This is a genomic window from Brevundimonas sp., from assembly GCF_019636155.1.
GTDB lineage: Bacteria > Pseudomonadota > Alphaproteobacteria > Caulobacterales > Caulobacteraceae > Brevundimonas.
Map to the genome: position 1 here is coordinate 94,757 of NZ_JAHBYB010000002.1, position 26,517 is coordinate 121,273.

Annotated in this window: 28 protein-coding genes; 17 read left to right on the plus strand and 11 right to left on the minus strand. The window is 69.3% G+C overall.

All coding sequences use genetic code 11. The annotated features are described in order from the left end of the window. Positions 1-50: 50 nt before the first annotated feature. The 7 genes from fabD (at position 51) to gmk (ending at position 6,332) form a co-directional block, all read left to right on the plus strand. Complete coding sequence (gene fabD, locus KF910_RS02405; protein ID WP_292258618.1) at positions 51-1,007, plus strand: ACP S-malonyltransferase; 957 nt, start codon at positions 51-53, stop codon at positions 1,005-1,007. A gap of 79 nt (positions 1,008-1,086) precedes the next feature. Then, positions 1,087-1,827 (plus strand): 3-oxoacyl-[acyl-carrier-protein] reductase, encoded by a 741-nt coding sequence (fabG, locus tag KF910_RS02410; RefSeq protein ID WP_292258619.1) that lies wholly within the window; start codon positions 1,087-1,089, stop codon positions 1,825-1,827. A 147-nt stretch (positions 1,828-1,974) separates the two neighbouring features. After that, the gene (locus KF910_RS02415) at positions 1,975-2,214 is read left to right on the plus strand and encodes an acyl carrier protein (protein ID WP_292258620.1); all 240 of its coding nucleotides are present in this window, start codon (positions 1,975-1,977) and stop codon (positions 2,212-2,214) included. A gap of 114 nt (positions 2,215-2,328) precedes the next feature. Further along, the gene (gene fabF, locus KF910_RS02420; protein WP_292258621.1) at positions 2,329-3,612 is read left to right on the plus strand and encodes a beta-ketoacyl-ACP synthase II; all 1,284 of its coding nucleotides are present in this window, start codon (positions 2,329-2,331) and stop codon (positions 3,610-3,612) included. Positions 3,613-3,644: 32 nt separating this feature from the next. Continuing rightward, positions 3,645-4,820, plus strand: a complete 1,176-nt coding sequence (gene mltG, locus KF910_RS02425) for an endolytic transglycosylase MltG (RefSeq protein ID WP_292258867.1) — start codon at positions 3,645-3,647, stop codon at positions 4,818-4,820. Further along, positions 4,817-5,701: a YicC/YloC family endoribonuclease gene (locus tag KF910_RS02430; protein WP_292258622.1), complete on the plus strand. Its 885-nt coding sequence runs from the start codon at positions 4,817-4,819 to the stop codon at positions 5,699-5,701. The genes mltG and KF910_RS02430 overlap by 4 nt, the downstream gene beginning before the upstream one ends. Next, complete coding sequence (gene gmk, locus KF910_RS02435; protein WP_292258623.1) at positions 5,691-6,332, plus strand: guanylate kinase; 642 nt, start codon at positions 5,691-5,693, stop codon at positions 6,330-6,332. The genes KF910_RS02430 and gmk overlap by 11 nt, the downstream gene beginning before the upstream one ends. 47 nt (positions 6,333-6,379) lie before the next feature. Here gmk and rsmA read toward each other — a convergent pair whose 3' ends face one another. From rsmA to KF910_RS02465, 6 genes are all read right to left on the minus strand, one after another. Further along, the gene (rsmA, locus tag KF910_RS02440) at positions 6,380-7,198 is read right to left on the minus strand and encodes a 16S rRNA (adenine(1518)-N(6)/adenine(1519)-N(6))-dimethyltransferase RsmA (protein ID WP_292258624.1); all 819 of its coding nucleotides are present in this window, start codon (positions 7,196-7,198) and stop codon (positions 6,380-6,382) included. Further along, positions 7,195-8,220: a 4-hydroxythreonine-4-phosphate dehydrogenase PdxA gene (gene pdxA, locus KF910_RS02445; protein ID WP_292258625.1), complete on the minus strand. Its 1,026-nt coding sequence runs from the start codon at positions 8,218-8,220 to the stop codon at positions 7,195-7,197. Before pdxA ends, rsmA begins: the two co-directional genes overlap by 4 nt. Then, positions 8,220-9,554 (minus strand): peptidylprolyl isomerase, encoded by a 1,335-nt coding sequence (locus KF910_RS02450; protein ID WP_292258626.1) that lies wholly within the window; start codon positions 9,552-9,554, stop codon positions 8,220-8,222. Before KF910_RS02450 ends, pdxA begins: the two co-directional genes overlap by 1 nt. 72 nt (positions 9,555-9,626) lie before the next feature. Beyond that, positions 9,627-12,065: an LPS-assembly protein LptD gene (locus KF910_RS02455; RefSeq protein ID WP_292258627.1), complete on the minus strand. Its 2,439-nt coding sequence runs from the start codon at positions 12,063-12,065 to the stop codon at positions 9,627-9,629. 48 nt (positions 12,066-12,113) lie between these two features. After that, a complete protein-coding gene (gene lptG, locus KF910_RS02460) occupies positions 12,114-13,247 on the minus strand; it encodes an LPS export ABC transporter permease LptG (RefSeq protein WP_292258628.1) in 1,134 nt (377 codons plus the stop codon). Then, a complete protein-coding gene (locus tag KF910_RS02465) occupies positions 13,244-14,371 on the minus strand; it encodes an LptF/LptG family permease (RefSeq protein WP_292258629.1) in 1,128 nt (375 codons plus the stop codon). Before KF910_RS02465 ends, lptG begins: the two co-directional genes overlap by 4 nt. Positions 14,372-14,516: 145 nt before the next feature. Here KF910_RS02465 and KF910_RS02470 point away from each other — a divergent pair, with 145 nt between their 5' ends. From KF910_RS02470 to KF910_RS02490, 5 genes are all read left to right on the plus strand, one after another. Next, the gene (locus tag KF910_RS02470; protein ID WP_292258630.1) at positions 14,517-15,959 is read left to right on the plus strand and encodes a leucyl aminopeptidase; all 1,443 of its coding nucleotides are present in this window, start codon (positions 14,517-14,519) and stop codon (positions 15,957-15,959) included. A gap of 88 nt (positions 15,960-16,047) precedes the next feature. Then, a complete protein-coding gene (locus KF910_RS02475) occupies positions 16,048-16,446 on the plus strand; it encodes an endonuclease domain-containing protein (protein ID WP_292258631.1) in 399 nt (132 codons plus the stop codon). Continuing rightward, the gene (locus KF910_RS02480; protein WP_292258632.1) at positions 16,443-16,895 is read left to right on the plus strand and encodes a DNA polymerase III subunit chi; all 453 of its coding nucleotides are present in this window, start codon (positions 16,443-16,445) and stop codon (positions 16,893-16,895) included. The genes KF910_RS02475 and KF910_RS02480 overlap by 4 nt, the downstream gene beginning before the upstream one ends. A 59-nt stretch (positions 16,896-16,954) precedes the next feature. Further along, the gene (locus KF910_RS02485) at positions 16,955-17,206 is read left to right on the plus strand and encodes a hypothetical protein (RefSeq protein ID WP_292258633.1); all 252 of its coding nucleotides are present in this window, start codon (positions 16,955-16,957) and stop codon (positions 17,204-17,206) included. Positions 17,207-17,227: 21 nt separating this feature from the next. Next, entirely contained in the window at positions 17,228-17,512 is a 285-nt protein-coding gene (locus KF910_RS02490) for a hemolysin (RefSeq protein ID WP_292258634.1), read from the plus strand. A gap of 4 nt (positions 17,513-17,516) precedes the next feature. On the opposite strand, the gene KF910_RS02495 is transcribed toward KF910_RS02490, so the two are convergent. Next, positions 17,517-19,448 carry an ATP-binding cassette domain-containing protein gene (locus tag KF910_RS02495; RefSeq protein ID WP_292258635.1) on the minus strand — a complete coding sequence of 644 codons (1,932 nt, stop codon included), beginning with the start codon at positions 19,446-19,448 and terminating at the stop codon, positions 17,517-17,519. 45 nt (positions 19,449-19,493) lie between these two features. Here KF910_RS02495 and KF910_RS02500 point away from each other — a divergent pair, with 45 nt between their 5' ends. The 4 genes from KF910_RS02500 to KF910_RS02515 all read left to right on the plus strand — a co-directional run bounded on the left by KF910_RS02500 (position 19,494) and on the right by KF910_RS02515 (position 21,036). After that, positions 19,494-19,781 carry a type II toxin-antitoxin system Phd/YefM family antitoxin gene (locus KF910_RS02500; protein WP_292258636.1) on the plus strand — a complete coding sequence of 96 codons (288 nt, stop codon included), beginning with the start codon at positions 19,494-19,496 and terminating at the stop codon, positions 19,779-19,781. Continuing rightward, positions 19,781-20,206 carry a PIN domain-containing protein gene (locus tag KF910_RS02505; RefSeq protein ID WP_292258637.1) on the plus strand — a complete coding sequence of 142 codons (426 nt, stop codon included), beginning with the start codon at positions 19,781-19,783 and terminating at the stop codon, positions 20,204-20,206. The genes KF910_RS02500 and KF910_RS02505 overlap by 1 nt, the downstream gene beginning before the upstream one ends. A gap of 76 nt (positions 20,207-20,282) precedes the next feature. Beyond that, positions 20,283-20,702, plus strand: a complete 420-nt coding sequence (ndk, locus tag KF910_RS02510; RefSeq protein ID WP_292258638.1) for a nucleoside-diphosphate kinase — start codon at positions 20,283-20,285, stop codon at positions 20,700-20,702. Between the two features lie 115 nt (positions 20,703-20,817). Next, positions 20,818-21,036, plus strand: coding sequence for a hypothetical protein (locus tag KF910_RS02515; RefSeq protein WP_292258639.1), 219 nt, complete (start codon positions 20,818-20,820; stop codon positions 21,034-21,036). Positions 21,037-21,103: 67 nt separating this feature from the next. Here KF910_RS02515 and KF910_RS02520 read toward each other — a convergent pair whose 3' ends face one another. The 3 genes from KF910_RS02520 to purM form a co-directional block, all read right to left on the minus strand. Beyond that, entirely contained in the window at positions 21,104-23,173 is a 2,070-nt protein-coding gene (locus tag KF910_RS02520; protein ID WP_292258640.1) for a M13 family metallopeptidase, read from the minus strand. Between the two features lie 103 nt (positions 23,174-23,276). Then, positions 23,277-23,858: a phosphoribosylglycinamide formyltransferase gene (gene purN / locus KF910_RS02525; RefSeq protein ID WP_292258641.1), complete on the minus strand. Its 582-nt coding sequence runs from the start codon at positions 23,856-23,858 to the stop codon at positions 23,277-23,279. 4 nt (positions 23,859-23,862) lie between these two features. Next, entirely contained in the window at positions 23,863-24,900 is a 1,038-nt protein-coding gene (purM, locus tag KF910_RS02530) for a phosphoribosylformylglycinamidine cyclo-ligase (RefSeq protein WP_292258642.1), read from the minus strand. An 82-nt stretch (positions 24,901-24,982) separates the two neighbouring features. Here purM and rnd point away from each other — a divergent pair, with 82 nt between their 5' ends. Then, positions 24,983-26,134, plus strand: coding sequence for a ribonuclease D (gene rnd, locus KF910_RS02535; RefSeq protein ID WP_292258643.1), 1,152 nt, complete (start codon positions 24,983-24,985; stop codon positions 26,132-26,134). On the opposite strand, the gene KF910_RS02540 is transcribed toward rnd, so the two are convergent. Next, complete coding sequence (locus KF910_RS02540) at positions 26,131-26,496, minus strand: VOC family protein (protein WP_292258644.1); 366 nt, start codon at positions 26,494-26,496, stop codon at positions 26,131-26,133. The genes rnd and KF910_RS02540 overlap by 4 nt on opposite strands. Positions 26,497-26,517: the final 21 nt, after the last annotated feature.

A 26,517-nucleotide genomic window follows, 5' to 3' on the forward strand; every position in this document is an offset into this window, starting at 1 on the left:
ACTCGCCACTCGTCACTCGTCACTCGCCACTCGCCACTGCGGAGCCTGTCATGACCCTCGCCTTCCTGTTCCCCGGCCAGGGCAGCCAGTCGGTCGGCATGGGCGCGAGCCTGGCCGACGCCTTCGCCAGCGCCCGCGAGGTCTTCGCCGAGGTCGATGACGCCCTGAACCAGAAGCTGTTCGCCCTGATGCGCGAGGGGCCGGAGGATCAGCTGACCCTGACCGAGAACGCCCAGCCGGCCCTGATGGCCGTTTCTGCGGCCGCGATGCGGGTGCTGAAGGTCGAGTTCGGGGTGGATGTGACGCGGGCGGGGTTCGTGGCGGGGCATTCGCTGGGCGAATATTCGGCCCTGTGCGGGGCGGGGGCGATCAGCCTGGCGGATACGGCGCGGCTGCTGAAGCTGCGGGGCCAGGCGATGCAGCGGGCCGTGCCGGTGGGCAAGGGCGCCATGGCCTCCCTGATCGGGCCCAAGACGGACCTGGCGCTGGCCGAGGCGGCCGCGAAGGCCGGATCGGAAGCGGGGGTCTGCGTGGTGGCCAATGACAACAACGCCGGCAATATCGTCATCTCGGGCGACAAGGCGGCCGTGGACCGGGCCATCGAGGCGGCCAAGGAGCTGGGCGCGCGGGCCATACCGCTGAACGTCTCGGCGCCTTTCCACTGTCCGCTGATGCAGCCGGCGGCGGACGAGATGGCGGCGGCCCTGGCGGAGGCGAGGATCGTGGCGCCCGCCGTGCCCGTGGTGGTCAATGTGACGGCGCGGCCGGAGAGCGATCCCGAGGTCATCCGCCGCCTGCTGGTCGAGCAGGTCACGGGCCGGGTGCGCTGGCGCGAGAGCATGGAATGGATGGCCGGGGAGGGCGGGGTGACCCGCTTCGCCGAGGTCGGATCGGGCAAGGTGCTGACCGGCATGGCCAAGCGGATCGCGCCGGACGTGGAGGCGCGGGCGTTGAACGCGCCGGAGGACCTGGAAGCGTTCGCCAAGGCAGTGACGAGTGGCGAGTGACGAGTGGCGAGTGTATCCCTGCCGCTCCTTCGCCTTACTCGCCACTCGCCACTGACCACTCGCCACTACGGAGACTGACATGTTCGACCTTAGCGGAAAGACCGCGCTGGTGACCGGCGCCACGGGCGGGATCGGCGGGGCGGTGGCGCGGGCGCTGCATGCCCAGGGCGCGACCGTGGTGCTGTCGGGCACGCGCGAGGCGGTGCTGAACGATCTGGCCAAGGAGCTGGGCGGGCGGGCGTTCGCGGCGGCGGCCAACCTGTCGGACGCCGAATCGGTGGACGGACTGGTCGGTCGGGCGGAAGAGGCGGCGGGGGCGCCGCTGGATATCCTGGTGGCCAATGCGGGCATCACCAAGGACGGGCTTCTGATGCGGATGAAGGACGAGGATTTCGATCAGGTCATCAAGGTCAATCTGGAAAGCTATTTCCGCCTGTCGCGCGCCGCCGTGAAGGGGATGATGAAGCGCCGCGCCGGCCGCATCATCGGCGTCACCTCGGTGGTCGGGGTGACGGGCAATCCGGGCCAGACCAACTATTCCGCCTCCAAGGCCGGGATGATCGGCTTTTCCAAGTCTCTGGCCCAGGAAGTCGGGTCGCGCGGCATCACGGTCAACTGCATCGCCCCGGGCTTTATCGCCAGCCCCATGACCGACGTGCTGAACGACCAGCAGCGCGAGGCGATCCTGGGCAAGATCCCGGCCGGGCGGCTGGGCACGGGCGATGAGATCGCGGCGGCGGCGGTCTATCTGTCGTCGGACGAGGCGGCCTATGTCACCGGCCAGACCCTGCATGTGAACGGCGGCATGGCGATGATCTAGGGCCTTCCCCAGCGGAATGACTGTGCTAAAGGCGGTCGCAACCGCCTGCGCCGAGGCCCGTTATGGTCTTGCACAAGCGGCGCCGTCACCTTACGGCATTGACTGAGACAACCGCCGCCATCGCGGCATAGAAGGCAGAGACATCCCATGTCCGACACCCTGGAACGCGTCCGCAAGATCGTCATCGACCACCTGGACGCCGATCCGGACAAGGTCACCGAAAAGGCCAGCTTCATCGACGACCTGGGCGCCGATTCGCTCGACAACGTCGAACTGGTCATGGCCTTCGAGGAAGAATTCGACATCGAAATCCCGGATGACGCCGCCGAGCACATCCAGACGGTCGGCGACGCCGTGAAATTCATCAACGAGAAGTCGGGCGGCTGATTTCAGCCCCGCCTTTTCGCAAAGGCTTCTGATGGCCGCCGTGGCGCGCCCCTAGCGGGCGGGCCGGGCGGCCATTAGTGTTTCTGCACCTGAGGATTCTGAAGGAGCGACCGCATGCGCCGCGTCGTCGTCACCGGCATCGGCCTTCTGACCCCCCTGGGCTGGGGCGTCGAAACCAGCTGGAAGGGCATCGTCGAAGGCCGGTCGGGCATCAAGCCGATCACCAATTTCGACACCGAAGGCTATGGCTGCACCATCGCCGGGGAAATCCCCAGCGTGGACGGTCGCGGCGGCGGCACGCCCGACACGCCGGGCGTCTTCGACCCTGAAAAGGTGATGTCGGCCAAGGATCGCAAGCGGGTCGACGACTTCATCGTCTATGGCATAGCGGCGGCGGACGAGGCCCTGGCCGATGCGGGCTGGAAGCCCGAGACGGACCATGACCGCGAACGCACCGGGGTGATGATCGGCTCGGGCATCGGGGGCCTGGGCCCCATCGCCGACACCGCCATCGTGCTGAAGGAACAGGGACCGCGCCGGGTCAGCCCCTTCTTCATCCCCATGTCGCTGATCAATCTGGTGTCCGGACAGGTGTCGATCCGCCACGGCCTGAAGGGGCCGAACCATTCGGTGGTAACCGCCTGCGCCACCGGCGCCCACGCCATCGGCGACGCAGCCCGGATGATCGCCCTGGACGACGCCGACGTCATGGTGGCGGGCGGGGCCGAGGGGTCGATCGTGCCGATCGGCATCGCCGGCTTCCTGGCCTGCAAGGCGCTGTGCACCGCCTATAACGACACGCCCGAGAAGGCCTCGCGTCCCTATGACCGGGGCCATGCCGGCTTCGTCATGGGCGAGGGCGCGGGCATTCTGGTGCTGGAGGAATACGAGCACGCCAAGGCGCGGGGGGCGAAAATCTACGCCGAGGTGGTGGGCTATGGCCTGACCGGCGACGCCTATCACATCACCGCCCCGTCGGAGGACGGCGAGGGCGGTCGCCGGGCCATGGAGATGGCGTTGAAGCGCGCGGGCATGACGCCGTCGGACCTGGACTACGTCAACGCCCACGGCACCTCGACCATGGCCGACTGGATCGAGTTGAAGGCCATCGAGGGCCTGGTCGGGGATCACGCGAAGAATCTGGCCGTTTCGTCGACCAAGTCGATGACCGGGCACCTGCTGGGCGCCGCCGGGGCAATAGAGGCGGCCTTCTGCGTCCTGGCGATCCGCGACCAGATGGCGCCGCCGACCATCAATCTGGACGATCCGGAGCATGAGACGCCGATCGACCTGGTCCCGCACAAGGGCAAGGCGATGAAGATCGACGTGGCCATGTCCAACAGCTTCGGTTTCGGCGGCACCAACGCCTCGGTGATCTTCAAGAAGGTCGCCGGGTGAGCCGCGTCGAGCGCAAGCCCCGATCTGGACTGATGGTGGCGCTTCTGACCGCCTCGGCGACGGGGATGCTGTTTGTGATCGCCATGCTGGCCATCGGCTGGAGCGTCTATTTCGGCCCCGGGCCGTCGGCGCGCGAAGGGCAGGCGACGGTCGTGACCCTGCCCAGCGGCGCAGGGGTGTCGGCCATCGGAGCCAGGCTGAAGGCCGCGGGGGTGATCCGTTCGACCGACATGTTCCGGGCCGCCGTCACCCTGACCGGCGCCGATCGCCGGCTGAGGGCGGGGGAGTATGAGGTGCCGTCGCGCGCCTCGTTGAAGACGGTTCTGGGCCTGCTGGTCGACGGGCGGGTGGTGCGCCATTTCGTGACCCTGCCCGAGGGGTGGTCTTCGGCCCAGGCGGTCGACATCCTTATGCGGACCGAGGTCCTGACCGGCGAGGCGCCGCCCGTGCCGCCCGAGGGTTCGCTGTGGCCCCAGACATACGAAGTGATGCGGGGCGAAAGCCGCGCCTCGGTGATCCGGCGCATGCAGACCCTGGGCGAGGAAAAGCTGGCCGCCCTGTGGGCCCAGCGCAGCCCGCGCACCGTGGCGCGGTCGCCCGAGGAGGCGGTGATCCTGGCCTCCATCGTCGAGAAGGAGACGGGGATCGCGTCGGAACGCCCCCGGGTGGCGTCCGTGTTCAGCAACCGGCTGCGCACCGGCATGCGGCTGGAGAGCGACCCGACCATCGTCTATGGCATCACCAAGGGACGGCCGCTGGGGCGAGGCATCCGCCTGTCGGAACTGCGGCGCGAGACGCCGTGGAACACCTATCTGGTCGACGGCCTGCCGCCGACGCCCATCGCCAATCCGGGCGAGGAGGCCATCAGGGCGGTGCTGAATCCGCCGCAGACCAACGACCTGTTCTTCGTCGCCGACGGCACGGGCGGCCACGTCTTCGCCCGCACCTATGAGGAGCACCTGCTGAACGTGGCGCGCTGGCGCGACATCGAGCGGCGCAAGGCGGGCCTGCCGCCCACGGCCCCGGCGCCGGCCACGCCCGAGACGGTTCCGACCGCGCCGGGCGTCCCGGTCGAGCCTCCGTCAGGCCAGGCGGTGATCACCATGCAGGCGCCCGGAACCGTGACCCCGTCGCGGCCGCTTCGCCCCGCCACCCCGGCCAATGACGACATCGCCGCGGCGGCGCGGGCCGGCGGGCGCGGCGGATGAGCGGCGTCTCGGGCATGACCGGCTTCGGCCGGGCCGAGGGGGCGTCTGGCGACTGGAGCTGGTCGGTCGAGGCGCGGTCGGTCAACGGCCGGAACCTGGATGTCAGGTTCCGCGGCCCGCCGGGGTTCGACAGGCTGGAGCCGGCCGCGAAGGCGGCGGCCCAGGCCCGGTTCGCGCGCGGCCAGGTGACGGTGGGGCTCCAGGCCAAGCGGGCCGAGGCGGGGGCGGCGGGCCTGAGCGTCAACGCCGAGGTTCTGGACCGCTATCTGAAGCTGGCCAAGGACCTGGTGAAGGGCGGGGCCGCGCCGGCGACGGCGGACGGGCTGCTGGGTCTTCGCGGGGTGCTGGAGATCCCGGAGGAGGCCGAGGACGAGGCCGCGCACGCGGCGCTGGAGGCGGCCATGGCCGCCGACGTCGAGCGGGCGCTGGAGGCGCTGAAGGCTTCGCGGGAACGGGAAGGCGCGCAGCTGGCCCCGGTGATCGGCGGCTTCATCGACCGGATCGAGGCGCTGGTCGCCGACGCCGAGCGCGAGGCGGGCGCCCAGGTGGAGGCGATCCGCGAACGGTTCAGCCGCCGCATGGCCGAATTGGCGCCCGACGCGCCGGGGCTGGAGGAGCGGATTTATCTGGAGGCGGCGGCCCTGGCGGCCAAGGCCGATGTGCGCGAGGAGCTGGACCGGCTGACGGCCCACGTCGCCAGCGCCCGCACCCTGTTGCAGCAACCGCCCGCCGGGCGGAAACTGGATTTCCTGATGCAGGAATTCATGCGCGAGGCGAACACCCTCTGCTCCAAATCGGCTACCACCGCCCTGACCGCGACGGGGCTGGACCTGAAGGCGGTGATCGAACAGTTGCGTGAACAGGTGCAGAATGTCGAATGAACGCACGCCCCGCCGGGGCGTCCTGCTGATCGTGGCCAGCCCGTCGGGCGCGGGCAAGACCAGCCTGTGTCGCCGACTGATGGCCGACCACGCGGCGCTGGAGCTGTCGGTGTCCATGACCACGCGTGACATCCGGCCCGGCGAGGTGGCGGGCCGCGACTATAATTTCGTCGAGCGGGCGCAGTTCGAGCGGCTGATCGCCGAGGACGCCTTCCTGGAATGGGCGGATGTGCACGGCAATCTGTACGGCAGCCCGCGCGCGCCGATCGACCGGGCCCTGGCGGAAGGGCGCGACGTTCTGTTCGACATCGACTGGCAGGGCGCGCGCGACATCGCCGCCAGATGTCCAGGGGACGCGGTGCGGGTCTTCATCCTGCCGCCCAGCCTGGAAGAGCTGCGTCGCCGCCTGGTGACCCGGTCGCAGGACGCGGACGACGTGATCGAGCGCCGCGTGGCCAACGCCAAGGGCGAGATCGAACGCTGTGACGACTTCGACTATGTGCTGGTGAACGAGGACTTCGACCGGTCCTATGCCGAGCTGGCCCACATCTATCACGCCGAACGCAGCCGCCGGTCGCGGAACCTGTGGGTGGCGGCCTATCGCCAGGCGCTGCTGAACGAGGTGGTCTGAGGGCCTTCAGCCCCGCGCGCCACAGGCCGCGGGCGCCCTTGATCGCGTCAGCGCGCGGGTTGGTCGAGAGCGTCGGCCAGGCGCAGGAAGCCATTGAGGTCGATGGTCTCGGCCCGGGCGTCCGGCGCGATGCCGGCGCGTTCGCACAGGGCGCCGCCGCCCAGCGGCTTCAGGCTGGAGCGCAGCATCTTGCGGCGCTGGCCGAAGGCGGCGGCGGTGACCCGCTCAAGCCGTTTCAGCCTCTCGGGCGCGGGGCGGTCGGGACGGGGGACCAGATGGACGACGGCCGAGGCGACCTTCGGGGGCGGGGTGAAGGCGGCGGCGGGCAGGTGCATGACCAGCCGCGCCTCGCACACGGCCTGGGCGATGACGGCCAGGCGGCCATAAGCGTCCTCGCCCGGCGCGGCCACGATGCGTTCGGCCACCTCCTTCTGGAACATCAGGGTCAGGGCGTGGGGCGTCCATGGCCCCGTTAGCCATTTGATCAGCAGGGCGGTGCCGACGTTGTAGGGCAGGTTGGAGACCAGATGGGCCGGCCCATCGACAAGGGCGGCCTCCTTCACCCGCAGGGCGTCGTCCTGGATGATGGACAGCCGGCCCGAGCCGTCGTCCAGTTCGGACAGCAGGGGGACGAAGCGGGGGTCTTTCTCCACCAGCACGACCCGGCCCGCGTCGCTTTCCAGCAGGGCGCGGGTCAGGCCGCCGGGGCCGGGGCCGACCTCGATGACGGCGCGGCCTTCGAACGGCCCGGCCAGGCGCACGATCTTGCGGGTGACGTTCAGGTCCAGCAGGAAATGCTGGCCGAAGCTCTTTTTGGCCGACAGGCCGTGGGCGTCCAGGGTTTCGCGCAGGGTCGGCTGTGTCATCGGGCGCGGCTTTGGGCCCGGCTCTGGGCCATGTCGGCGGCCAGGCGCAGGGCGGCGATCAGGCTGTCGGGCCGGGCGAGGCCCTGGCCGGCGATGTCGAAGCCGGTGCCGTGGTCTGGCGAGGTGCGGACGACGGGCAGGCCCAGGGTGGCGTTGACCCCGCCCCAGAAGTCCAGCGTCTTGACCGGGATCAGGGCCTGGTCGTGATACAGGCAGAGGGCCGCGTCATAGGTCCGCCGCGCCTCGTCATGGAACAGGGTGTCGGCCGGGCGCGGATCGGTGATGTCCAGCCCCATCTCGCGCAGGCGGGCGGCGGTGGGGCCAAGGATCTCGATCTCCTGCATCCCCAGGGCGCCGCCCTCGCCGGCGTGGGGGTTCAGGGCGGCCAGGGCCAGGCGCGGGCGGGCGATGGCGAAGTCGCGGCGCAGGGCGTCGTCCACCACCTGGGCCGTGCGCGTCAGGCGCTCGACCGTGAGCAGTTCGGGGACCTGGTCGAAGGCGACGTGGATGGTGACCAGGCAGGCGCGCAGGTCGCGGGCCGTCAGCATCATCACCGGACCCCGCACCCCCGCGAAGGGCGCATCGGCGGTCAGCTCGGCGATGAATTCGGTGTGGCCCGGAAAGCGGAAGCCCGAGGCGTACATGGGCGCCTTGGCGATGGGGCAGGTGACGACGCCGCCCGCCTCGCCCGACAGGGCCAGGGACACGGCCTCCTCGATCCAGTCCGCGACGACCGAGGCGTTGGCGGGGTCGGGTCGGCCGGGCGTGACGGCCGCGCGCAGGGGCCGATGCAGGACCGGCAGGGCGCGCCCGAAGACGGAGGCGGCGTCGGCGGCGGCCGTGACTTCGGCGACCGCGCAGTCTCGGGCCCGCATCAGATCGGCGTCGCCCACGACAGCGAAGGCCGGACCGCCATCACGTAAGGCGCGCCAGGCGGCGGCGGCGATCTCGGGCCCGACGCCGGCCGGGTCGCCCAGGCTGAGGGCCAGGGGAGCGGTCGGCGGCGCGACGGCCGCCTTCATCACTTGGTCTCGATCAGGGCGTCGGCGCGCAGATCGCGCATATAGCGGCGCGCCAGCATGGACAGGTTGGCGCTGCGCAGCCTGAACTCGATCTCCTGGCGCGTCGGCGCTTCCGGCCCGCCGATGCGGCGGCCGCAGACGGCGATCAGGTGCAGGCCCAGGGGGGTGCGGACGGGACCGGAGACGGAGCCGATCTCTCCGGAACGGGCGATCTGCTGGAACTGGGGCGCCAGGTTCTGGACGTCGGCCTCGCCCAGATCCGTGCCCAGCAGGCCGGATTCGGAACGGGCGCGGGTCAGGATGGTGTCGCAGGTCAGTTGCGGCTGAAGGGCGGTCAGGCGGGCCGATGCGGCCTCGACCTCGGCCTCGGTCGCGGTTTCAGGCAGTTCGATCATCACCTGTTTCAACGAAACCAGATTGGTCGCCAGGCCGGTGCGCTTGTCGCGCAGATAGATGATGTAGACCCCGCCCTCGACCGGAATGGGATTGGACAGCTGCCCGACCTCAAGCGCCTCGATCGCGGTCTGGAGCTGGGGGTTGATCGTGCCCTGGACCAGCCAGCCGGCGTCGCCGCCCTGGGCCGCGGAGGGGGCCGAGGAGAACTGACGCGCCACGGCCTGGAAGGGCGCGCCCTGAACCATCTGGTTGACCAACTGCTGGGCGCCGGTCATGGCCGCCTGCTGACCGCCCACGCGGGCGGCCTCGATGAAGATCTCCCCGACCAGATACTGGGGCTTGCTGGCGGCCTCGTTGGCCTGGCGCAGGGCCTGATCGATCTGGGCCTGACCCACGCGGGCCCGCGATGCGAAACGGCCGCCCACCAGTTCGCGCCAGCCGATATCGACCCGCATCTGTTCGCGCAGGGTCGAGGGGCGAATCCCCGCCTCCGACAGATATTCGATGTAGTTCTCGGCCGTGGTCCCGACCTGCTGGGCCATGTCGGCCAGTTCCCGATCGACGTCCTCGTCCGAAATGACCAGGCTGTCGAAACGGGCGATCTCGGCGGCGCGCAGCCGCTCGTCGACCAGAGCGTTCAGGGCCTGCTGCTGGATCGCGGGCAGGTTCTCCTGCGTCGGCTGGACCTGGGTCATGGCGATCAGCATCAGCATCCGCTGGCGCACGTCGAAGCCGGTGATGATGGCGTCGTTCACCGTGGCGACGATGCCGTCCGCCAGTTGGAACTGCGGTTCGGCCGTGGGCGCCGGCGGCGCCGATTCGGCGCCGGGGTTCAGGGCGCCCGCCGCCGTCTGGCCCTGCGTGGGGGCGTTCTGCGCCAAGGCCGGCGTCGCCAGCATCGCGGCGACGAAGACCGCCGTGGAAACCCTCAAGCCCATGTGTCGTCCTGGTTCCTCAAAACCCTCGCCTCGACCCCGTCGCCGGGGGAGGTTCGGTCCTCTTTTCCGCCGTCACCAGCGGGTTTCGCCCCGTCCATACCCTGTACCGCCGAAAGTGGCGAGGTTTAGGCGCACATAGACGCCTTCGGACGGGCCGGAAGGCCGCACGCGGGTGTTGTCGCGGCGGAAGCCGATCTCGAACCGGAAGCAGTCGTCGTCGAACAGGAGCCCGACCTCGGACCGGGTGATGATGTCGCGTTCCAGGTCGGCGATGCCGGTGACCGCCACGCCCCAGTTGCCGACCACGAACTGCTGGGCCGCCAGCTGGACGAACTCGTAGTTGCGGTTGTTCGGCCCGCCCAGGGGATTGGAGCGGTCGACGATATAGCTGAGGTTGGCCAGGTTGCGGCGGCCCCAGCGGCCATCGACGGCGGCTTCGGCCCGGCGCACGTCGCCCGAACCATCCACCGTGGCGTGGAACCAGCCGCGGATCCGGTCCGACGGGTTGAAATCGCCCTGGACCACCCAGTCGGAGGTCTTGGCGGCCAGGCCGGTGGGATCGTACAGGCGCGTGGGGTCGTCGGGGATCAGGGTGCGGAAACCGCGCTCTTCCCGCCCGCGCATCGATCGGCCCAGGAACAGGCTGGCGCTGCGCCCGTCGCGCCAGCGGATCGTGCCTCTCATGCCCGCGGTCAGGCGGAAGCCGCCCTCCATCAGGTCGTAGCCGGGGAAGCGGTCCATGCGGAACAGGGAGGACTGGTCCAGTTCAATGGTCTGGCTGTCTTCGTTGGGGATGCGTGGGTCCAGATCGACACCGGTGCTGACCGACAGCTGGCCCATGGGTTCCAGGATGATGTCGGCGCCGCCACCCAGGCGGCGGATCAGGGGATAGGAGACATCCACCCCGGCCGAGGCGCGACTGCGGGTCAGGGTTTCCTGGTCCTGGCCCAGAATGGGCGGCAGGTCGGCGACGTCATAGGCGTCCAGCCGCACATCGACGAACGGCTCCCAGCGGACGCCGGCGGGCGACAGCAGGACGCGGCGCCAGTCCAGCTGGCCGGTGATGCGGCGCGTATCCACCCCGTCCAGCCCCGCGGTCGGCCCCGTCGGCAGGATTTCGGGACGCAGCACCGGCGCGCCGACATAGGCGTCGCGGAACAGGGAGACGGCCGAGCCGCGCAGGCGCAGCCGGCCGCCGAAGACCGGGCCTTCCGGCTCCCACCGCGCCTCGACGATAGGGGCGACGACGGGCAGGGCGCTGTCGCTTTCGAACACGTTCAGGGCGGGGGTCACCGGGTCGAAGCTGGCGACGCGCAGGCTCTGGATCGAGAAGGCGGCGATGGACAGGTAGGCGTTGCGGGTCTGGCGCTCGGCGTACAGCTGACTGATCAGCCGGCGGCGGTCGCCATAGTAGAGGCCGTTGTCCTGATAGGGATCGCGGATGTCGTAGCGGTCGAACAGGGTCTTGTCGGACACGCGTTCGGCCGTGAAGCCCCAGCGCCAGGGGCCGTCGGGATCGAACCGGCCGTCGGCCAGCAGGTAGCTGCGGCTGGTCTTGTCGCCGAAACGGACATTGCTTTCCGGCCGCCCGTCGCCGTTCAGGTCGAAGTCGCCGAAATTCCGCTCATAGGTATAGCCGCCGCGCACCACGACCTGACCGTCCTGGAAACGGCGGCGCCACTGGGCGTTCACCAGGGGGGCGACGCGGGCGTTGATCTGGGGGCTGACCAGCCAGTCCTCGGACGGGGAGACGACGTGGAGATAGGGAATCTCCAGCGACAGGCCCCGTCCCTCGTCATAGGCCGGGATGGGCGGCAGAAGGCCCGAGGCGCGCTCGACCGTCGGGTCGGGATGGGCGAAGACCGGCAGGTAGAAGACGGGAACCCCGCCGACGCGGAAGATGGCGTTGCGATAGACGATGGCCCGCAACTCTTCGTTCTGGACCACCTTTTCGGCCTGGATCGAGACGCTGGGGGTGCGCGGGCCGTCCGCGTCGCAGATGGGGCAGGGGGTGAAGACGGCGTAGTTCAGTTCGTTGACGGACTCGCTGCGCCGGACCAGGGTCGCGGCCATCAGGCTGGCGCCGTTCGACAGGCGGGTGGCGAAATCGACGGCGACCCCCGCGCGCAGCTGGTCGTCAAGCTCCAGCCGGCTGGCGAAGACGACGTCGCCGTCCGGAGAGGTCAGCTCGACCTGCCCCTCGGCCGCACCCACCGCCGTGACCATGTCGTAGCGGATCATGCGGGCGCGCAGGGTGTGATCGCGGAAGCGGGCCAGCGCCCGGCCCTGACCCAGCTGGCCCGACAGGGTGATCTGGTCGCCGTCGCGGCTGACCTGCTGGGCGTCGACATAGACCGCGTCGGGGGTCAGGCCGTCCGCGCCGGGCGCGACGGCTTCCTGGGCCAGGGCGGCGCCGGGCGCACCCGTGATCGCCGCACAGCCGAGGGCCGCGCCGGCCAGGAGCCAGCGTCGGATATCCGATCCGCAGGGGGCGCGGCAGTCACGCGGCATGCATGGACGCTCGGGGAACTTTCGGAAGAACGGGTCTGCGACGGGCGATTAGCCGTCTTCGGTATAGAACAGCAAGGTGAAGGCGGCGAGCGCCGTCAGAACGGGCGGCAGCCAGGCCGACAGGAAGGGCGGGACCACCTCGGCCGATCCCATGGCCGCCGAGAACTGGTTGATGAAGAAGAAGGCGAAGCCCAGCACCACGGCCGCCGCGCTCATCCGCGCCAGGTCGCCCAGGCGCATCAGCCGCAGGGAGAAGGCCGCCGCCAGGATCGACATGGCCGCGAACATCAGGGGCGTGGCCAGAAGCTGTTGCAGGCGCAATCGGTAGGCGGTGGACGAGAAGCCCGCGTTCTCGATCCGGCGGATCTGGCCGGGCAGGGACCAGAAGGGCGTCGATTGCGGCCGGGCGAACTGTTCGAAGGCCTCTTCGTCGGCCAGGCTGGAGATCAGGTCCAGGGTGGCGTAGCGCACCGCCCGCTGGCCCGTCTGGGCGCCGACGGCGTCGGTCAGGCGCCAGCGGCCGGCCGACAGGCTGGCGGTGGCGGCGTCGATCCGCTCGCTGAAGGTGCGCCGTCCGTCCGGGCCGTTCGCGTAGATGAAGAAGGTGACGTCCAGCAGACGGGCGTTGGCGCGGTCCTGACGGCCGGCGCGGATGATCATCTGGCGTTGGTCGTCGCCCTCGCGCAGCCAGACGGTGGTCTGGCGGGCGCCCGGCACGGCGCCGGAAATGCGCGCCCGCTCGCGCTGCCACAGGCCGTCGCCCGAAGCCGCCAGCGGGCCCAGGACGGTGACCGTCAGGATCCCCATGGCCAGGGCGGCGCCCGCCGCCGGCAGGACGAAGCGCCAGGCCGAGACCCCGGCCGCCCGCATGGCCACCAGCTCGCTGCGTCGGTTCAGGCCGATGAAGGCCGACAGGGTGCCGAACAGGAAGACGAAGGGCAGGAGCTGAAGGATCACGCTGGGCGACTTCAGCAGCACCAGGCCGACGATCCGCAGCGCAGACAGGTCGACGTCTGACCCCAGGCCGCGCGAAATCTCGACGAAGTCGATCAGCATGATCAGGGCCGAGATCACCGCCAGGGCGACGGCCAGGGACCGGGCCTGGGTGACCAGGACGTAACGCTCGATCCGGCCCAGTCGCAGGCGCGGCGCGGGCAGGCGGGAAAGGGGGGACGCGCTCATGCCGTCCTCGTCTTCAGCCGGGCCAGGACCGGGGGCAGGCGGCGGCTGCGCGGGACGCGGAACAGCATCCGCATGGCCAGGGCCGTGGCCGCCAGGGGCAGCAGATACTGCAGCAGGTTCAGCCAGGGGTTCCATGTGCTGGCGGCCACCAGGCCGTAGCCGGCGATACGCAGGGCCAGGAACAGGCCCGACGCCTTGGCGATGCGAAGGGCGTAGCCGGTGCGCGAGAAGGCGCCCCCGACGATGGCGTTCAGGGCCAGGGCCATGGCCATCAGGGCATAGAGGGGGCCGGCCAAGCGCGAGTGAGCCTCGGCCGCCAGTTCGCCGCGCGATCCGACCCGGTCCAGGGTCGCCGGGGAGGGGTTGAACAGCTGGGTCAGATACAGGTCCGCGGGCTTGTAGCGGATCCGCTCGTCCGTCTCGGTGAAGCGGGCCAGGGGGAAGTTGTAGCCGTCGAACGACAGATATTCGAGGACGCCGTTGTTCGAGAACCTCTGCCACGAGCCGCCGCGCATGGTCAGATAGGGCTCGCCGTCGATGCGGCTGAAGCGGGCTTCGGCGGCGTCCCAGGTGGTGACGCGATCACCGTCCTCCAGATAGACGAACAGGTTCTTCAGCAGGCCGTTCTGTTCGACCTGCTGGACATAGACGGTCAGGCCGTTGGGCCCCTGGACGAACCGGCCTTCCTCGACCAGCAGGGCGGCCAGGTCGGTGCGGACGGCGAAGGCCTGGGCCCGGGCCTCGCGCTGGGCCATCGGCTGGATCAACACCCCGATCAACAGGCCCAGGGCGGCGGCGATCAGGGCGATCCGCGCGGCCGGACGAATCATCCGCCAACGCGACAGGCCGCCGGCGGACATGGCGGTCAGCTCCTGCTCGCGCTGCAGCCGGGTCAGGGCGATCAGGGCGCCGACGAAGACGCCGATGGGCAGGATCACCGCCACCAGCTGGGGCAGGGCCAGAAGGGTCAGCTTGGCCATGACCCAGACGCTCTGGCCGCGTTCGACGATCACCTCCAGCTGATCCAGGCTCTGGCTCAGCAGGCCGATTCCGCACAGGGCGCCGACGGCGGCCAGGACAGGCAGACCGATCTGGCGGAAAAGATAGCTTTGAATCAGGGTCATGGGCGGAAGAAATTCGCCCGGTTGCAGGCGAGGGCTGAGAAGCGCATCTAATACCACATCCCAAAGCGACCGCGACTGCCGCGAGCCGCTCCGTAAGTTTTTGTCTGCCGCCTGGTTCGGGGCGTCCCCCCGATGGGAGTTTGTAATGAAGATCGAGTTCGTCGCTTCGGCCGCCGCCGCCGAAGTTCTGGCCCTTTTCGTCAATGAGGGCGCAGCGGCGCCGAAGGGGCTGGAGGCGGCGGTCGGGGCCAGCCGGTTCCGCGGCGGCCGGAACTCGACCCTGGCGATCCCCGGCCCCGGCGGCGTGGACGCCGGCCTGGTGGTGCTGAGCGGCCTGGGCGAGGCGGGCAAGGTCGATGACCTGGCGGTCGAGACGGCGGCCGCGGCGGCCTATGCGGCGATCAAGACCAGCGGCCTGTCGGTGCTGACGCTGGACGCCTCGGGCCTGACGGCCGAACAGGCGGCGCGCGTGGCCTTCGCCGTGCGGCTGGCGGCCTATCGCTTCGACAAATACCGCACCACGGAAAAGGCCGAGAAGCGGCCCTCGATCATCACGGCGCGCGTGGTCGCCGCCGATGTGAAGGCCGCCCAGGCGGCCTATGGCGCCCTGTCGGCGGTGGCCGACGCCGTCCTGTTCGCCCGTGACCTGGTGTCCGAGCCGGCCAATGTCCTTTACCCGGCCGAGTTCGCCAAACGGGTCAAGGCGCTGGAAAGCCTGGGCCTGGAGGTCGAGATCCTGGGCGAGACGGAGATGGAGAAGCTGGGCATGCGCACCCTGCTGGCCGTCGGCATGGGCAGCGAGCGGGAAAGCCAGCTGGCGGTCATGAAGTGGAACGGCGGCAAGGCGGGCGACCCGCCCATCGCCTTCGTCGGCAAGGGCGTCTGCTTTGACACCGGCGGCATCTCCATCAAGCCCGCCGAGGGCATGGAGGACATGAAGTGGGACATGGGCGGCGCCGCCGCCGTGACCGGCACGATGATGGCCCTGGCCGGCCGCAAGGCCAAGGTCAACGCCGTCGGCGTGCTGGGCCTGGTCGAGAACATGCCGGACGGCAAGGCCCAGCGTCCGGGCGACGTGGTGGTCTCCATGTCGGGCCAGACGGTCGAGGTGATCAACACCGACGCCGAGGGCCGCCTCGTCCTGGCCGACGCCCTCTGGTACACCCAGGACCGGTTCAAGCCGAAATTCATGATCGATCTGGCCACCCTGACCGGCGCCATGATCGTGTCCCTGGGGCTGGAATACGCCGGGGTGTTCGCCAATGACGACGCGGTGGCCCAGGGCGTCCTGGACGCCGGGCCGAAGGTCGGCGAGAATTTCTGGCGCATGCCCCTGCCGGACATCTACGACCGCCACATCGACAGCCCGATCGCCGATGTGAAGAACATGGGCAACGGGCGGGCCGGCGGCTCGATCACCGCCGCCCTGTTCCTGAAGCGATTCGTCAACGACACCCCCTGGGCCCACATCGACATCGCGCCCACCGCCTGGGTGGCCAAGAGCCAGAGCCCGGTGGTGCCCGACGGCGGCGTCGGCTTCGCCGTGCGGACCCTGGACCGGATGGTGGCGGATAGTTACGAACTCTAAAAACCTTCCCCCCTTGCGGGGGAAGGTGGCTCGCGGAGCGAGACGGATGGGGGGTGTCGTTGCGACATTCCCCGTCTAGGCTGGCGCCATGGCGATCCATTTCGACAGGGCGGGACAGACGGCGCGGCGGCTGCGCAAGGAACCCACATTGTCGGAAGCGGCGCTTTGGCGGTTGCTGCGAGGCAAGGCGCTGGCGGGCCTGCGCTTTCGTCGGCAGGTTCCCATCGGGCCGTACATCGCAGACTTCTGTTGTTTCTCTGCCCGCTTGATCGTGGAAGTGGACGGCGGCGTCCATCATTTCACTGAGGATAGGGACGCCGCGCGGGATGCCTGGCTGGCGACACAGGGATTTAGGGTGCTGAGGCTTTCGAACGAAATGGTCCTGTCGCACCCGGATCAGGCGCTGGAGGACATTCGCGGCGCGGCCAGTCCCCCCATCCGGCCGGCTCCGCCGGCCACCTTCCCCCGCCAGGGGGGAAGGGAATGAGTTGCGAAATCTGGTTCTATCACCTGGAGCGGTCGTCGCTGGACCAGGTGCTGCCCGGCCTGCTGGAGAAGACGCGGGAACGGGGCTGGAAGGCGCTGGTGCGGGCCGATGACGTTGCCCTGCTGGCCCATGTCGACGACCACCTGTGGACCTGGCGGGACGACAGCTTTCTGGCCCATGGCCGGGAGGGACAGCCGCATGCCGAGCGCCAGCCGGTGCTGCTGAGCGAATCGGGCCAGAACCGGAACGGCGCTCAGGCGCTGTTCATCCTGGACGGCGCAGACCTGGGTCCGACAGAGGGTTTCGAGCGATGCTTCATCATCTTCGACGGACGCGACGAGACGGCGCTGAACGGCGCGCGGGCGCGTTGGAAGGCGTTGAAGGAGGCCGGGTCGGACCTGGCCTACTGGCGACAGGATGGGGACGGGCGCTGGGAGCGGGCGGCCTGATCCTGGCCCTGGCGGCCTGTTCGTCGTCGGCGCCGACGGTTCCGGCCACCGCGCCGCGGATGGTTGAACATGCCGAACAGACGCGCCCCATCGGCGATCATCAGCCGCCGGCCGAGGCCGATCTGTGCCGGGCGCGCGACATGCAGTGGCTGGTCGGGAAACCCAAGGCCGAGATTCCCGTTCCGGTCCAGGTGGTGAACCGGCGGGTGACCTGCACGACCTGCCCCGTCACCGAGGACTATTCGGCCCACCGGCTGAACATCTTCTATGATCGTGAAACCGGCCTGGTCGAACAGGTCCGGTGCGGCTGAGCCGCGCAAAGGAGACGCCGAATGAAGATCCTGCTGATCCCGGCCCTCGCCGCCGTGGCCGGTCTGGCCGCCTGCAACGGGGCGACGCCGCCGCCTTCGGGCGAGCCGACCCCCATCGCCTGCAAGGCGACCGACTATCAGGGCTATGTCGGGCGCCAGCGGTCGGACATCCCGGCGGCGCCGGCGGGGCGCATCTTCCGGGTGCTGTGCTCGACCTGTGCGGCGACGATGGATTTCCGCGAGAACCGGGTCAACTTCACCTTCGATGAGGCGACCGGCCGGGTGACGCGCGTGTCCTGCGGCTAAGGCGTCATTGCACCTCCGCCAGGGCTTCCTCGGCCTGGATCCAGGCGGCTTCGGCGGCGTCGAGGTCGGACTGGGCCTTGGCGCGGGCGCGGGTCAGGCCCTCCAGCGCCTTGGGATCGGACACCGCCGCCTGGGCCAGGTCGTCGTCGATGCGCGACAGGTCGGCCGCCACCCGTGCCAGGGTCTCTTCCGCCTTCCTGGCCGCATGGCGCAGGGTGGAGGGTGAAGGACCGTCTTTTTTCTTGCCCCTATCGCTCGCGCCGCGGGCGCTCGCTGCTTGAGGGGCGCCCCTGTCGCTCGCGGCTTGAGGGGCGGGGACGGCTGAGGCTTCCTCGGTCTTGATCTGGGCGGGGCGGACAGCGCCGGCCTGTTTGGCGCGGTCCAGGACGAATTTGGCGTAGTCGTCCATGTCGCCCTCGAACGGCACGACCTTGCCGTCGGCGGCCAGCCACAGGCGGTCGGCCACCAGCTCCATCAGCGAGCGGTCGTGGGTGATCAGGATCACCGCGCCCGTATATTCGTTCAGCGCGTCCAGCAGGGCGCGGCGGCTGTCGATGTCCAGGTGGTTGGTCGGTTCGTCCAGGATCAGGATGTGCGGCGCATCCATGGCCACCAGGTTCAGCAGCAGACGCGCGCGTTCGCCGCCCGACAGGCTGTCGACCTTGGTCTCCTGCTTCTCGAACGGCAGGCCGAACTGGGCCAGTCGGGACCGGCGGCTGGATTCCGAGGCGTCCGGCATGGCCCGGCGGATGATCTCCAGCGGGGTGTCGGTCGGGTCCATGGCCTCGATCTGGTGCTGGTGGAACCAGCCGACGCGCATCTTGCCGTCGCGGTGGAATTCGCCCGCCTGGATATCGAGGGCCTTGGCGATCAGCTTGGCGAAGGTCGACTTGCCCGCCCCGTTGACGCCCAGAAGGCCGATGCGGTCGTCCAGGTCCATCCGCAGGTTCAGGTGCTTCAGCACCGCCTTGCCGGGCTCATAGCCCACCGACGCCTTCTCCAGCCGGATCAGGGGCGGGGGCAGGGGACGTTCGGGCGACGGCAGGACGAAGGGGGCCACCCGCTCTTCGGGCGGCAGTTCGATCCGCTGCATCTTCTCCAGCTTCTTGACGCGCGACTGGGCCTGGGTGGCCTTGGACGCCTTGGCCTTGAAGCGATCGACGAATTTCTGGAGGTGGGCGCGCTCGGCGTCCTGCTTGGCCTTGTTGGCCTCCATCAGGCGCAGCTTCTCGGCGCGGGTCTTTTCAAAGGTGTCGTAGTTGCCGGTGTAGAGGTCCAGCTTGCGGTTCGACAGGTGCAGGATGTGGGTGCAGACCTCGTTGAGCATCTCGCGGTCGTGGCTGATGATCAGCGCCGTCGCCGGATATTTCTTCAGCCGGGCCTCAAGCCACAGGGCGCCCTCCAGGTCCAGATAGTTGGTCGGTTCGTCCAGCAGCAGCATGTCGGGCTGGGCGAACAGGGCGGCGGCCAGGGCCACCCGCATCCGCCACCCGCCCGAGAAATGCGCCATGGGGCGGTGGATGTCCTCCTGGCTGAAGCCCAGTCCGACCAGGATTTCGGCGGCGCGTGCGGGGGCGGCGTCGGCGTCGATCTCGATCAGGCGCGACCAGATCTCGCCCATTTCTTCCGGTTCGGCGGTTTCCAGCCGGGTCAGCAGGTCGTGGCGTTCGGCGTCCGCCTCCAGAATGGTTTCCAGCACGCTGACGGGGGTGGCCGGGTGTTCCTGATCGACCGAGCCGATGCGTGCGGTCTTGGGCAGGCTGACCTCGTCGCCCCCGGCGACCAGTTCGCCCAGGATCACCTTGAACAGGGTCGACTTGCCGATGCCGTTGCGGCCCACCAGCCCGACCTTGGCGCCGGGGGGCAGGCTGACGGAGGCGTTGTCCAGGAACTGACGGCCCCAGGCGTTGAGGGTCAGGTTGGTGATCTGAAGCATGGAGAAGGCTTGACTTTCGAACTGGTCATTTCAATATGACTGGTCATGACGCATGACCATGTGACCGGCGAGGTCGTCATAACGGCGACGGAGTTCAAGGCCAAGTGCCTGGACCTCATCGACCGCCTTCAGCGCGGCGCCTTAAGGAAGGTGACGATCACCAAACGCGGAAAGCCGGCGGCCGTGGTCAATCAGGCGCAGGCCGAAGAAGCCTTCGATCTGCGCCGCATGGTCGGCGCCATGAAGGGCACGGTCATCGCGCCCGCGGGGTTCGACTGGACGGCGCCGATGGACCTCGATCCGCTCGATTCCGAAAACGGGATCATCGACTGATGCGGGAGGCGGTGCTTCTCGACACCAATGCGATCATCGATCTGGCCACCGGGACCGGGCTGGCGCCGATGGCGATGGACGCCGCTGCGAAAGCCTCTGCCGATGGCGTTCTGCTGGTATCGCCCGTCTCCGCCTGGGAGATCGGCAATATCAGCCGGCCGCGCAACACGCGCAGCGGCCTGGACTTCCTGCCCGACCCGCTTACTTGGTTTCGACGGTTCATCGACAGCTATCGCGTCGCGGTGACGCCGCTGACCATCGAGGCCGCGATCGCAGCGGCCGCCTTGCCGGAAGGGATGAACGCCGATCCGGCGGATCGATTGCTGACGGCGACGGCGCGGAATCTGGACGCCGTGCTTATCACGCGCGACAAAAACATCCTGGCTTATGCCGCGCAGGGGCACGTCCGCGCCATCTCGTCCTGACGCATGGGTTGGAAACCGTTGGGGCCGTCGCTATAAGCCCGCGACCTTCAATCTCCCAACAAGAAGTCGCTCTCTCATGACCGAACGCACCTTCTCGATCATCAAGCCCGACGCCACCCGTCGCAACCTGACCGGCGCCATCAACGCCGTCATCGAAGGCGCGGGCCTGCGTATCGTCGGCCAGCGCCGGGTCCATCTGACCGAGGCCCAGGCCAAGAAATTCTATGAAGTCCACGCCGAGCGTCCCTTCTACGGCGAACTGGTCGGCCAGATGACCGCCGAGCCGGTGGTGGTCCAGGTTCTGGAAGGCGACAACGCCGTGGCCCGCTATCGCGAAGTCATGGGCGCCACCAACCCGGAACAGGCCGCCGAAGGCACGATCCGCAAGCAGTTCGCCCTGTCGATCGGTGAAAACTCGGTCCACGGCTCGGACTCGGTCGAGAACGCGGGCATCGAAATCGCCCAGTTCTTCACCGACGATCAGATCGTCGGCTAAGGCCTTGTTCCTGGGCCGCGATCGTCGGCCCTTGCAAACAGCACGGCCCGCGACCGGAACCGGTTGCGGGCCGTTTTCGTTTTCATCCCACTCTCTCGACGCAGGAGCTGAAACGATGAAGACGATCATGAAACCCGCCGCTGTCGGCCTGGGCGCCCTGATGGCCCTGTCCCTGGCGGCTTGCGGCACGACGATGGAACAACGGGCGGCCTCGGGCGCCCTGGGCGGCGCCGTGGCCGGTCAGGTGATCGGCGGCAATACCGGCGCCACGGTCGCGGGCGCGGCTATCGGCGCGGCCGCCGGCGCGGCCACCACGCCCAACCGCCCGCGCTGATCGCGGCGGATGACGACAAAAGGCCCGGAGCGAGGCTCCGGGCCTTTTCTTTGGGCCGATCCGGACCTTACCAGATGCGGGCGCGGTTCTCGGGCGCGATATAGCCCGCCTCGCCCGGCTGGACGTCGAAGGCGTCATACCAGGCGTCGATGTTGCGCAGGTTCAGCGAGGCGCGGGCCGGGCCGGGGCTGTGCGGATCGGTCGCCAGCTGCTGCTGCAGGGCGGCGTCGCGGGTCTTTTCACGCCACACCTGGGCCCAGCCCAGGAAGAAGCGTTGGTCGCCGGTCAGGCCGTCCAGGACCGGGGCGGGCCGGCCGTTCAGCGACAGGTGATAGCCGTCCAGCGCCACCAGCAGGCCGCCCAGGTCGCCGATGTTTTCGCCCATGGTCAGCCGGCCGTTGATGTGGATGCCCGGCAGGGGTTCGGCGGCGTCGAACTGGGCCCCCAGGACGGTGATCCGCTGCTCGAACTTGGTCGAATCCTCGGCCGTCCACCAGTCGCGCAGGACGCCGTCGCCGTCGACGGTGCGGCCCTGGTCGTCGAAGCCGTGGCTGATCTCGTGGCCGATCACGGCGCCGATGCCGCCGTAGTTGACCGCCGGATCGGCGTTCGGGTCGAAGAAGGGCGGCTGTAGGATGGCGGCGGGGAAGACGATCTCGTTGCGCGGCGGGTTGTAGTAGGCGTTGATCGTCTGGGGCGTCATGCCCCATTCCAGCGGATCGACCGGCCCCTTAAGCTTGTTCAGGTTGTAGGCCCATTCGAAGGCGGCCGCGCGCTCGACATTGCCGTACAGGTCGTCAGGCCGAATCTCGAGGCCGGAATAGTCGCGCCACTTCTCGGGATAGCCGATCTTCACCGTGAAATGGTCGATCTTGTAGAGCGCCTGCTGCTTGGTCTCGTCGCTCATCCAGTCCAGGCCCTGAAGACGCACGCGCATGGCGGCGATCAGGTTCTGGACCAGGGTCTCCATCTGGGCCTTGGACGAGGCCGGGAAGTGGCGGGCCACATATTCCTTGCCCAGGGCCTCGCCCAGGGTGCCGTCAACCAGGGTGACGCCGCGTTTCCAGCGGGGGCGGTTCTCGGGCGTGCCGTTCAACACCTTGCCGCGGAAGTCGAAGCGGGCGTCGACGAATTCCTGGCTCAGATAGGGGGCCGCCTGATCGGCCACATTGAAGGCCTGCCAGGCCTGCAGGGTGGCGACCGGGGTCTCGGCGAACAGCTGGGCCAGGCGCGGGAAGGCGGAGGCCTCGCTGACGATCAGCTGGGGCCGGTCGGCGAAACCGGCGGCCTCGGCCCAGGCGCGCCAGGGGAAGCCCGGCGCGTCGGCGGCCAGCTGGTCCAGGGTGGCGGGGTTGTAGGTCTTGACCATGTCGCGGCGGTCGGCGATCAGCCAGTGACGCTCGGCCACCTGGGTCTCGAAGGCGACGATGTCGGCGGCGGCCTGGTCGGCGTCGGGCCAGCCCGCCAGGGTCAGCATCCGCGCCACATAGGCCTGATAGGCGGTCTTGGCGGCGGCGAACTGGGGGTTCAGGTAATATTCGCGCTCGGGCAGGCCCAGGCCGGCGTGCGATAGATAAACGGCGTAGGCGTCGGGGTCCTTCAGGTCCTCGAACACCGAGGCGCCGAACAGGCTGGAGCCGAAACCGCCGAACGAACGGCCCATCAGGACCGCCAGCTTCTCATGGCTGTCGGCCGCGCGGATCGCCTGCAGGTCGGAGGCCAGGGGGGCGGCGCCCAGCTGGTTGACCCGGGCCTCGTCCATGAAGCTGCTGAACAGGCCGCCGATGCGGGTCGCCTCGGGCGAGCTGGTCGGATTGGCGGCGGCGTTCTCGATGATGGCCTTCAGATAGTCCTGGGTCTGGTCGAACAGGACGTGCCAGTTGCTCCAGGAGGTCCGGTCGGCCGGAATTTCCGTCGCATCCAGCCAGGCGCCGGAGGCGTAGCGGTTGAAGTCGTCGCCCGGCTTGGTCGCCAGGTCGCGGGTGACGGGATCGAAGCCCCAGGTTCCGATGGCGGCGTGGGTCGCGCCGGCGCTCTCGGCCGTGGCGGGGGCGGCGGTCTGGGCCGTGGCGGCGCCGGCCGAAAGGATGACGGCCAGGGCGGCGGTGACCGCATAGAAACGAGACGTTCTGCTCATGAAGAGCTCTCCTGCGAAATGGCGACGCACATTCACGCCCAATCGGGCGCGTTGTCGCCCGCCGAACACCGACATTACAGAAATATAATCCGGCGGCGAGGGCTCAGGCCGGGTTCTGTCGGCAGAAGGCGTCCAGGGCGGCGGGATACAGGCCGTGCTCGGCCGCCAGCACTCGCTGGGCCAGGACGGCGGGGGTGTCGTCCGGCAGGATCGGCACGCGCGACTGGGCCAGGATGGGGCCTTCGTCACAGCCCTCGGTGACCAGGTGGACGGTGCAGCCCGCCTCGGGATCGCCGGCCGCCAGGGCGCGGGCGTGGGTGTCCAGCCCCGGATATTTCGGCAGCAGGCTGGGGTGGATGTTCAGCATCCGGCCGGCCCAGCGCCCGACCAGCCAGGGCGTCAGCAGCCGCATGTATCCGGCCAGGGCCGCGACCTGGACGCCGTGACGGGCCATTTCGGCGTCCAGGGCCTGTTCATGCGCCTGCCGATCACGGCCGAAGAGGCGATGATCGATGGCGACGGCCGTCACCCCCTTGGCCCGGGCCACGGCCAGGCCCCCCGCTTCGGGATTGTTGGACAGGACCAGGGCCACCTCGAAGGCGGCGCCTTCGGCCCGGCCGGCGTCGATCAGGGCCGCCATGTTCGATCCGGCGCCGGAGATCAGGACGGCGACGCGGGTCTTCATCGGCTCAGCCGGCGACCAGCTGGCCGCAGACGAAGGCGGCCTCGCCCGCGTTCAGCAGGGCGGCCAGGACCGGCTCGGCGTTCTCGGGCGCGACGATCAGGATGAAGCCGATCCCGCAGTTGAAGGTGCGGCGCATCTCGTGATCCGAGACCCCGCCGGTATTCTGCAGCCATTCGAAGACATGGGGCAGGGGCCAGGCGTCCCAGTCGAAGGCGGCGCTCAGGCCCTCGGCGATACAGCGCGGGGGATTCTCGATCAGGCCGCCGCCAGTGATGTGGGCCGCCCCCTTGATCAGCCCCGCCTTCATCAGCGGCAGGACCGGCTTCACATAGATGCGGGTCGGCTCCATCAGGGCCTGGGCCAGGGTGCGGTCGCGGGCGAAGGGGGCGTCGTCGCCCCACGACAGGCCCGAGGCCTCGACGATCTTGCGCACCAGGGAATAGCCGTTCGAGTGCGGGCCGGAAGAGGCCAGGCCGATGACCAGGTCGCCGGCCGACTGGCGGTCCAGATAGGGCAGGACATGGCCCCGCTCGACCGCTCCGACCGAGAAACCGGCCAGGTCATAGTCGCCGCCCGCATACATGCCGGGCATTTCGGCCGTTTCGCCGCCCACCAGGGCGCAGCCGGCCTGGCGGCAGCCCTCGGCGATGCCCGCGACCACGCGACGCGCGGCGTCCACGTCCAGTTTTCCGGTGGCGTAATAATCCAGGAACATCAGGGGCTCGGCGCCCTGGGCCAGCAGGTCGTTGACGCACATGGCCACCAGGTCGACGCCCACGCCATCATGCCGCCCGGTCTCGATGGCGATCTTCAGCTTGGTGCCGACGCCGTCGGTGGTGGTGACGATCAGCGGGTCCTCGAACCCCGCCGCCTTCAGGTCGAACAGGGCGCCGAACCCGCCCAGGGAGGCCTCCGCACCGGGGCGTTGCGTCGACCTGGCCAGGGGCTTGATGGCGTCCACCAGCATTTCGCCGGCGTCGATGTCCACGCCCGCATCGGCATAGGTCAGGCCGTTGGTGGGCGAATCCTTGTGCGCCGTCATCGGGAGGGGAGCCTTGAATCGGTGAACGAAAAGTCCCGGCGGCTCTTGCCACACGGGGCGTCGCGGGGGCTATAGCATCCGAATGACGCCGATCACCACCAATGACGCCCTGGTCGCCTTCTGCGAGCGGCTGGCCGGGGCCCCCTTCATCGCCGTGGACACCGAGTTCATGCGCGAGACGACATACTGGCCCAAGCTGTGCCTGATCCAGGCGGCCTCGACGACGGACGCGGGCAATATCGATCCGCTGGCCGAGGGGCTGGACCTGACGCCCTTCCTGGACCTGCTGCGCAATCCGGACATCCTGAAGGTCTTCCACGCCGCCCGGCAGGATGTGGAGATCTTCGTGCGGCTGGGCGCCATGCCCATGCCGATGTTCGACACCCAGGTGGCCGCCATGGCGGCCGGGTTCGGCGACCAGGTCAGCTATGAATCCCTGGTGCGCCAGATGCTGCGCCAGGAGGTGGACAAGGGCAGCCGCTTCACAGACTGGGCGCGGCGGCCCCTGTCGGACGCCCAGCTGACCTACGCCCTGGGCGACGTGACCCATCTGGCGGCCCTGTATCCCAAGCTGCGCGACCGGCTGGACCGGGACGGGCGTCTGGACTGGGTCATGGCCGAGATGCAGGGGCTGACCGATCCCGCCGTTTACGACACCAATCCAGAAAACGCCTGGAAACGACTGAAACCCAAGAAATATTCCGCCAAATATCTGGCGGCGTTCAAGGCGACGGCGGTGTGGCGCGAGCGGGCGGCCCAGGAGCGGGACCAGCCGCGCGGCCGTATCCTGAAGGACGAGGCCATCGACGAGATCGCCACCCAGGCGCCGACCGATCCGGACGCCTTCAACCGCCTGCGCTCCGTGTCCAAGGGATTCGGCGCCTCGCGCCTGGGCCAGGAGTTGAGCGAGGAACTGAGGCGCGTCCTGACCGATCCGGAGGCCCATGCGCCCAAGCTGGAGCGCCCCGCCCACGGCCAGCCGGCGCCGCCGTCGGTGGTGGAGCTGCTGAAGGTGTTGCTGAAGGCCAAGAGCGACAATGCCGGGGTGGCGACCAAGCTGATCGCCAATGTCTCGGACCTGGAGAAGATCGCCCTGGACGACAATGCGCCGGTGGACGCCCTGTCGGGCTGGCGCCGCCAGCTGTTCGGCGAGGACGCCCTGAAGCTGAAACGCGGCGAGATCGCCCTGGTGCTGAACGGGGCGCGGGTCGAGGTGGTCGAGATCGAGGGTTAGGCCCCGGCCGGCGGCTGCCAGAGTTCGATGGGGTTGCCTTCGGGGTCGTGGATGCGGGCGAAACGGCCGATTTCGGGCGTCGCGTCCCATTCGGCCTTGGTCGTGACCTCGATCCCGGCCGCGCGCAGGGAGGCAAGGAGGTCGTCCAGACCCTCCACCCGAAGATTCAGCATCCATCGCTTGTCGGCCGCGAAATAGTCACTGGTTTCCTTGAACGGTGAGAAGACCGTAGGACCGGCCTGCTGGGGCCAGAGATAGACGCCTTCGGGCGCGCCGACGCCCAGATGGGTCAGATACCAGTCGGCGAGGGCCTTGGGGTCCTGCGCGCGAAAGAAGAAGCCGCCGATTCCGGTCACGGGCATGATCGCCTCCGTCCAATGGGA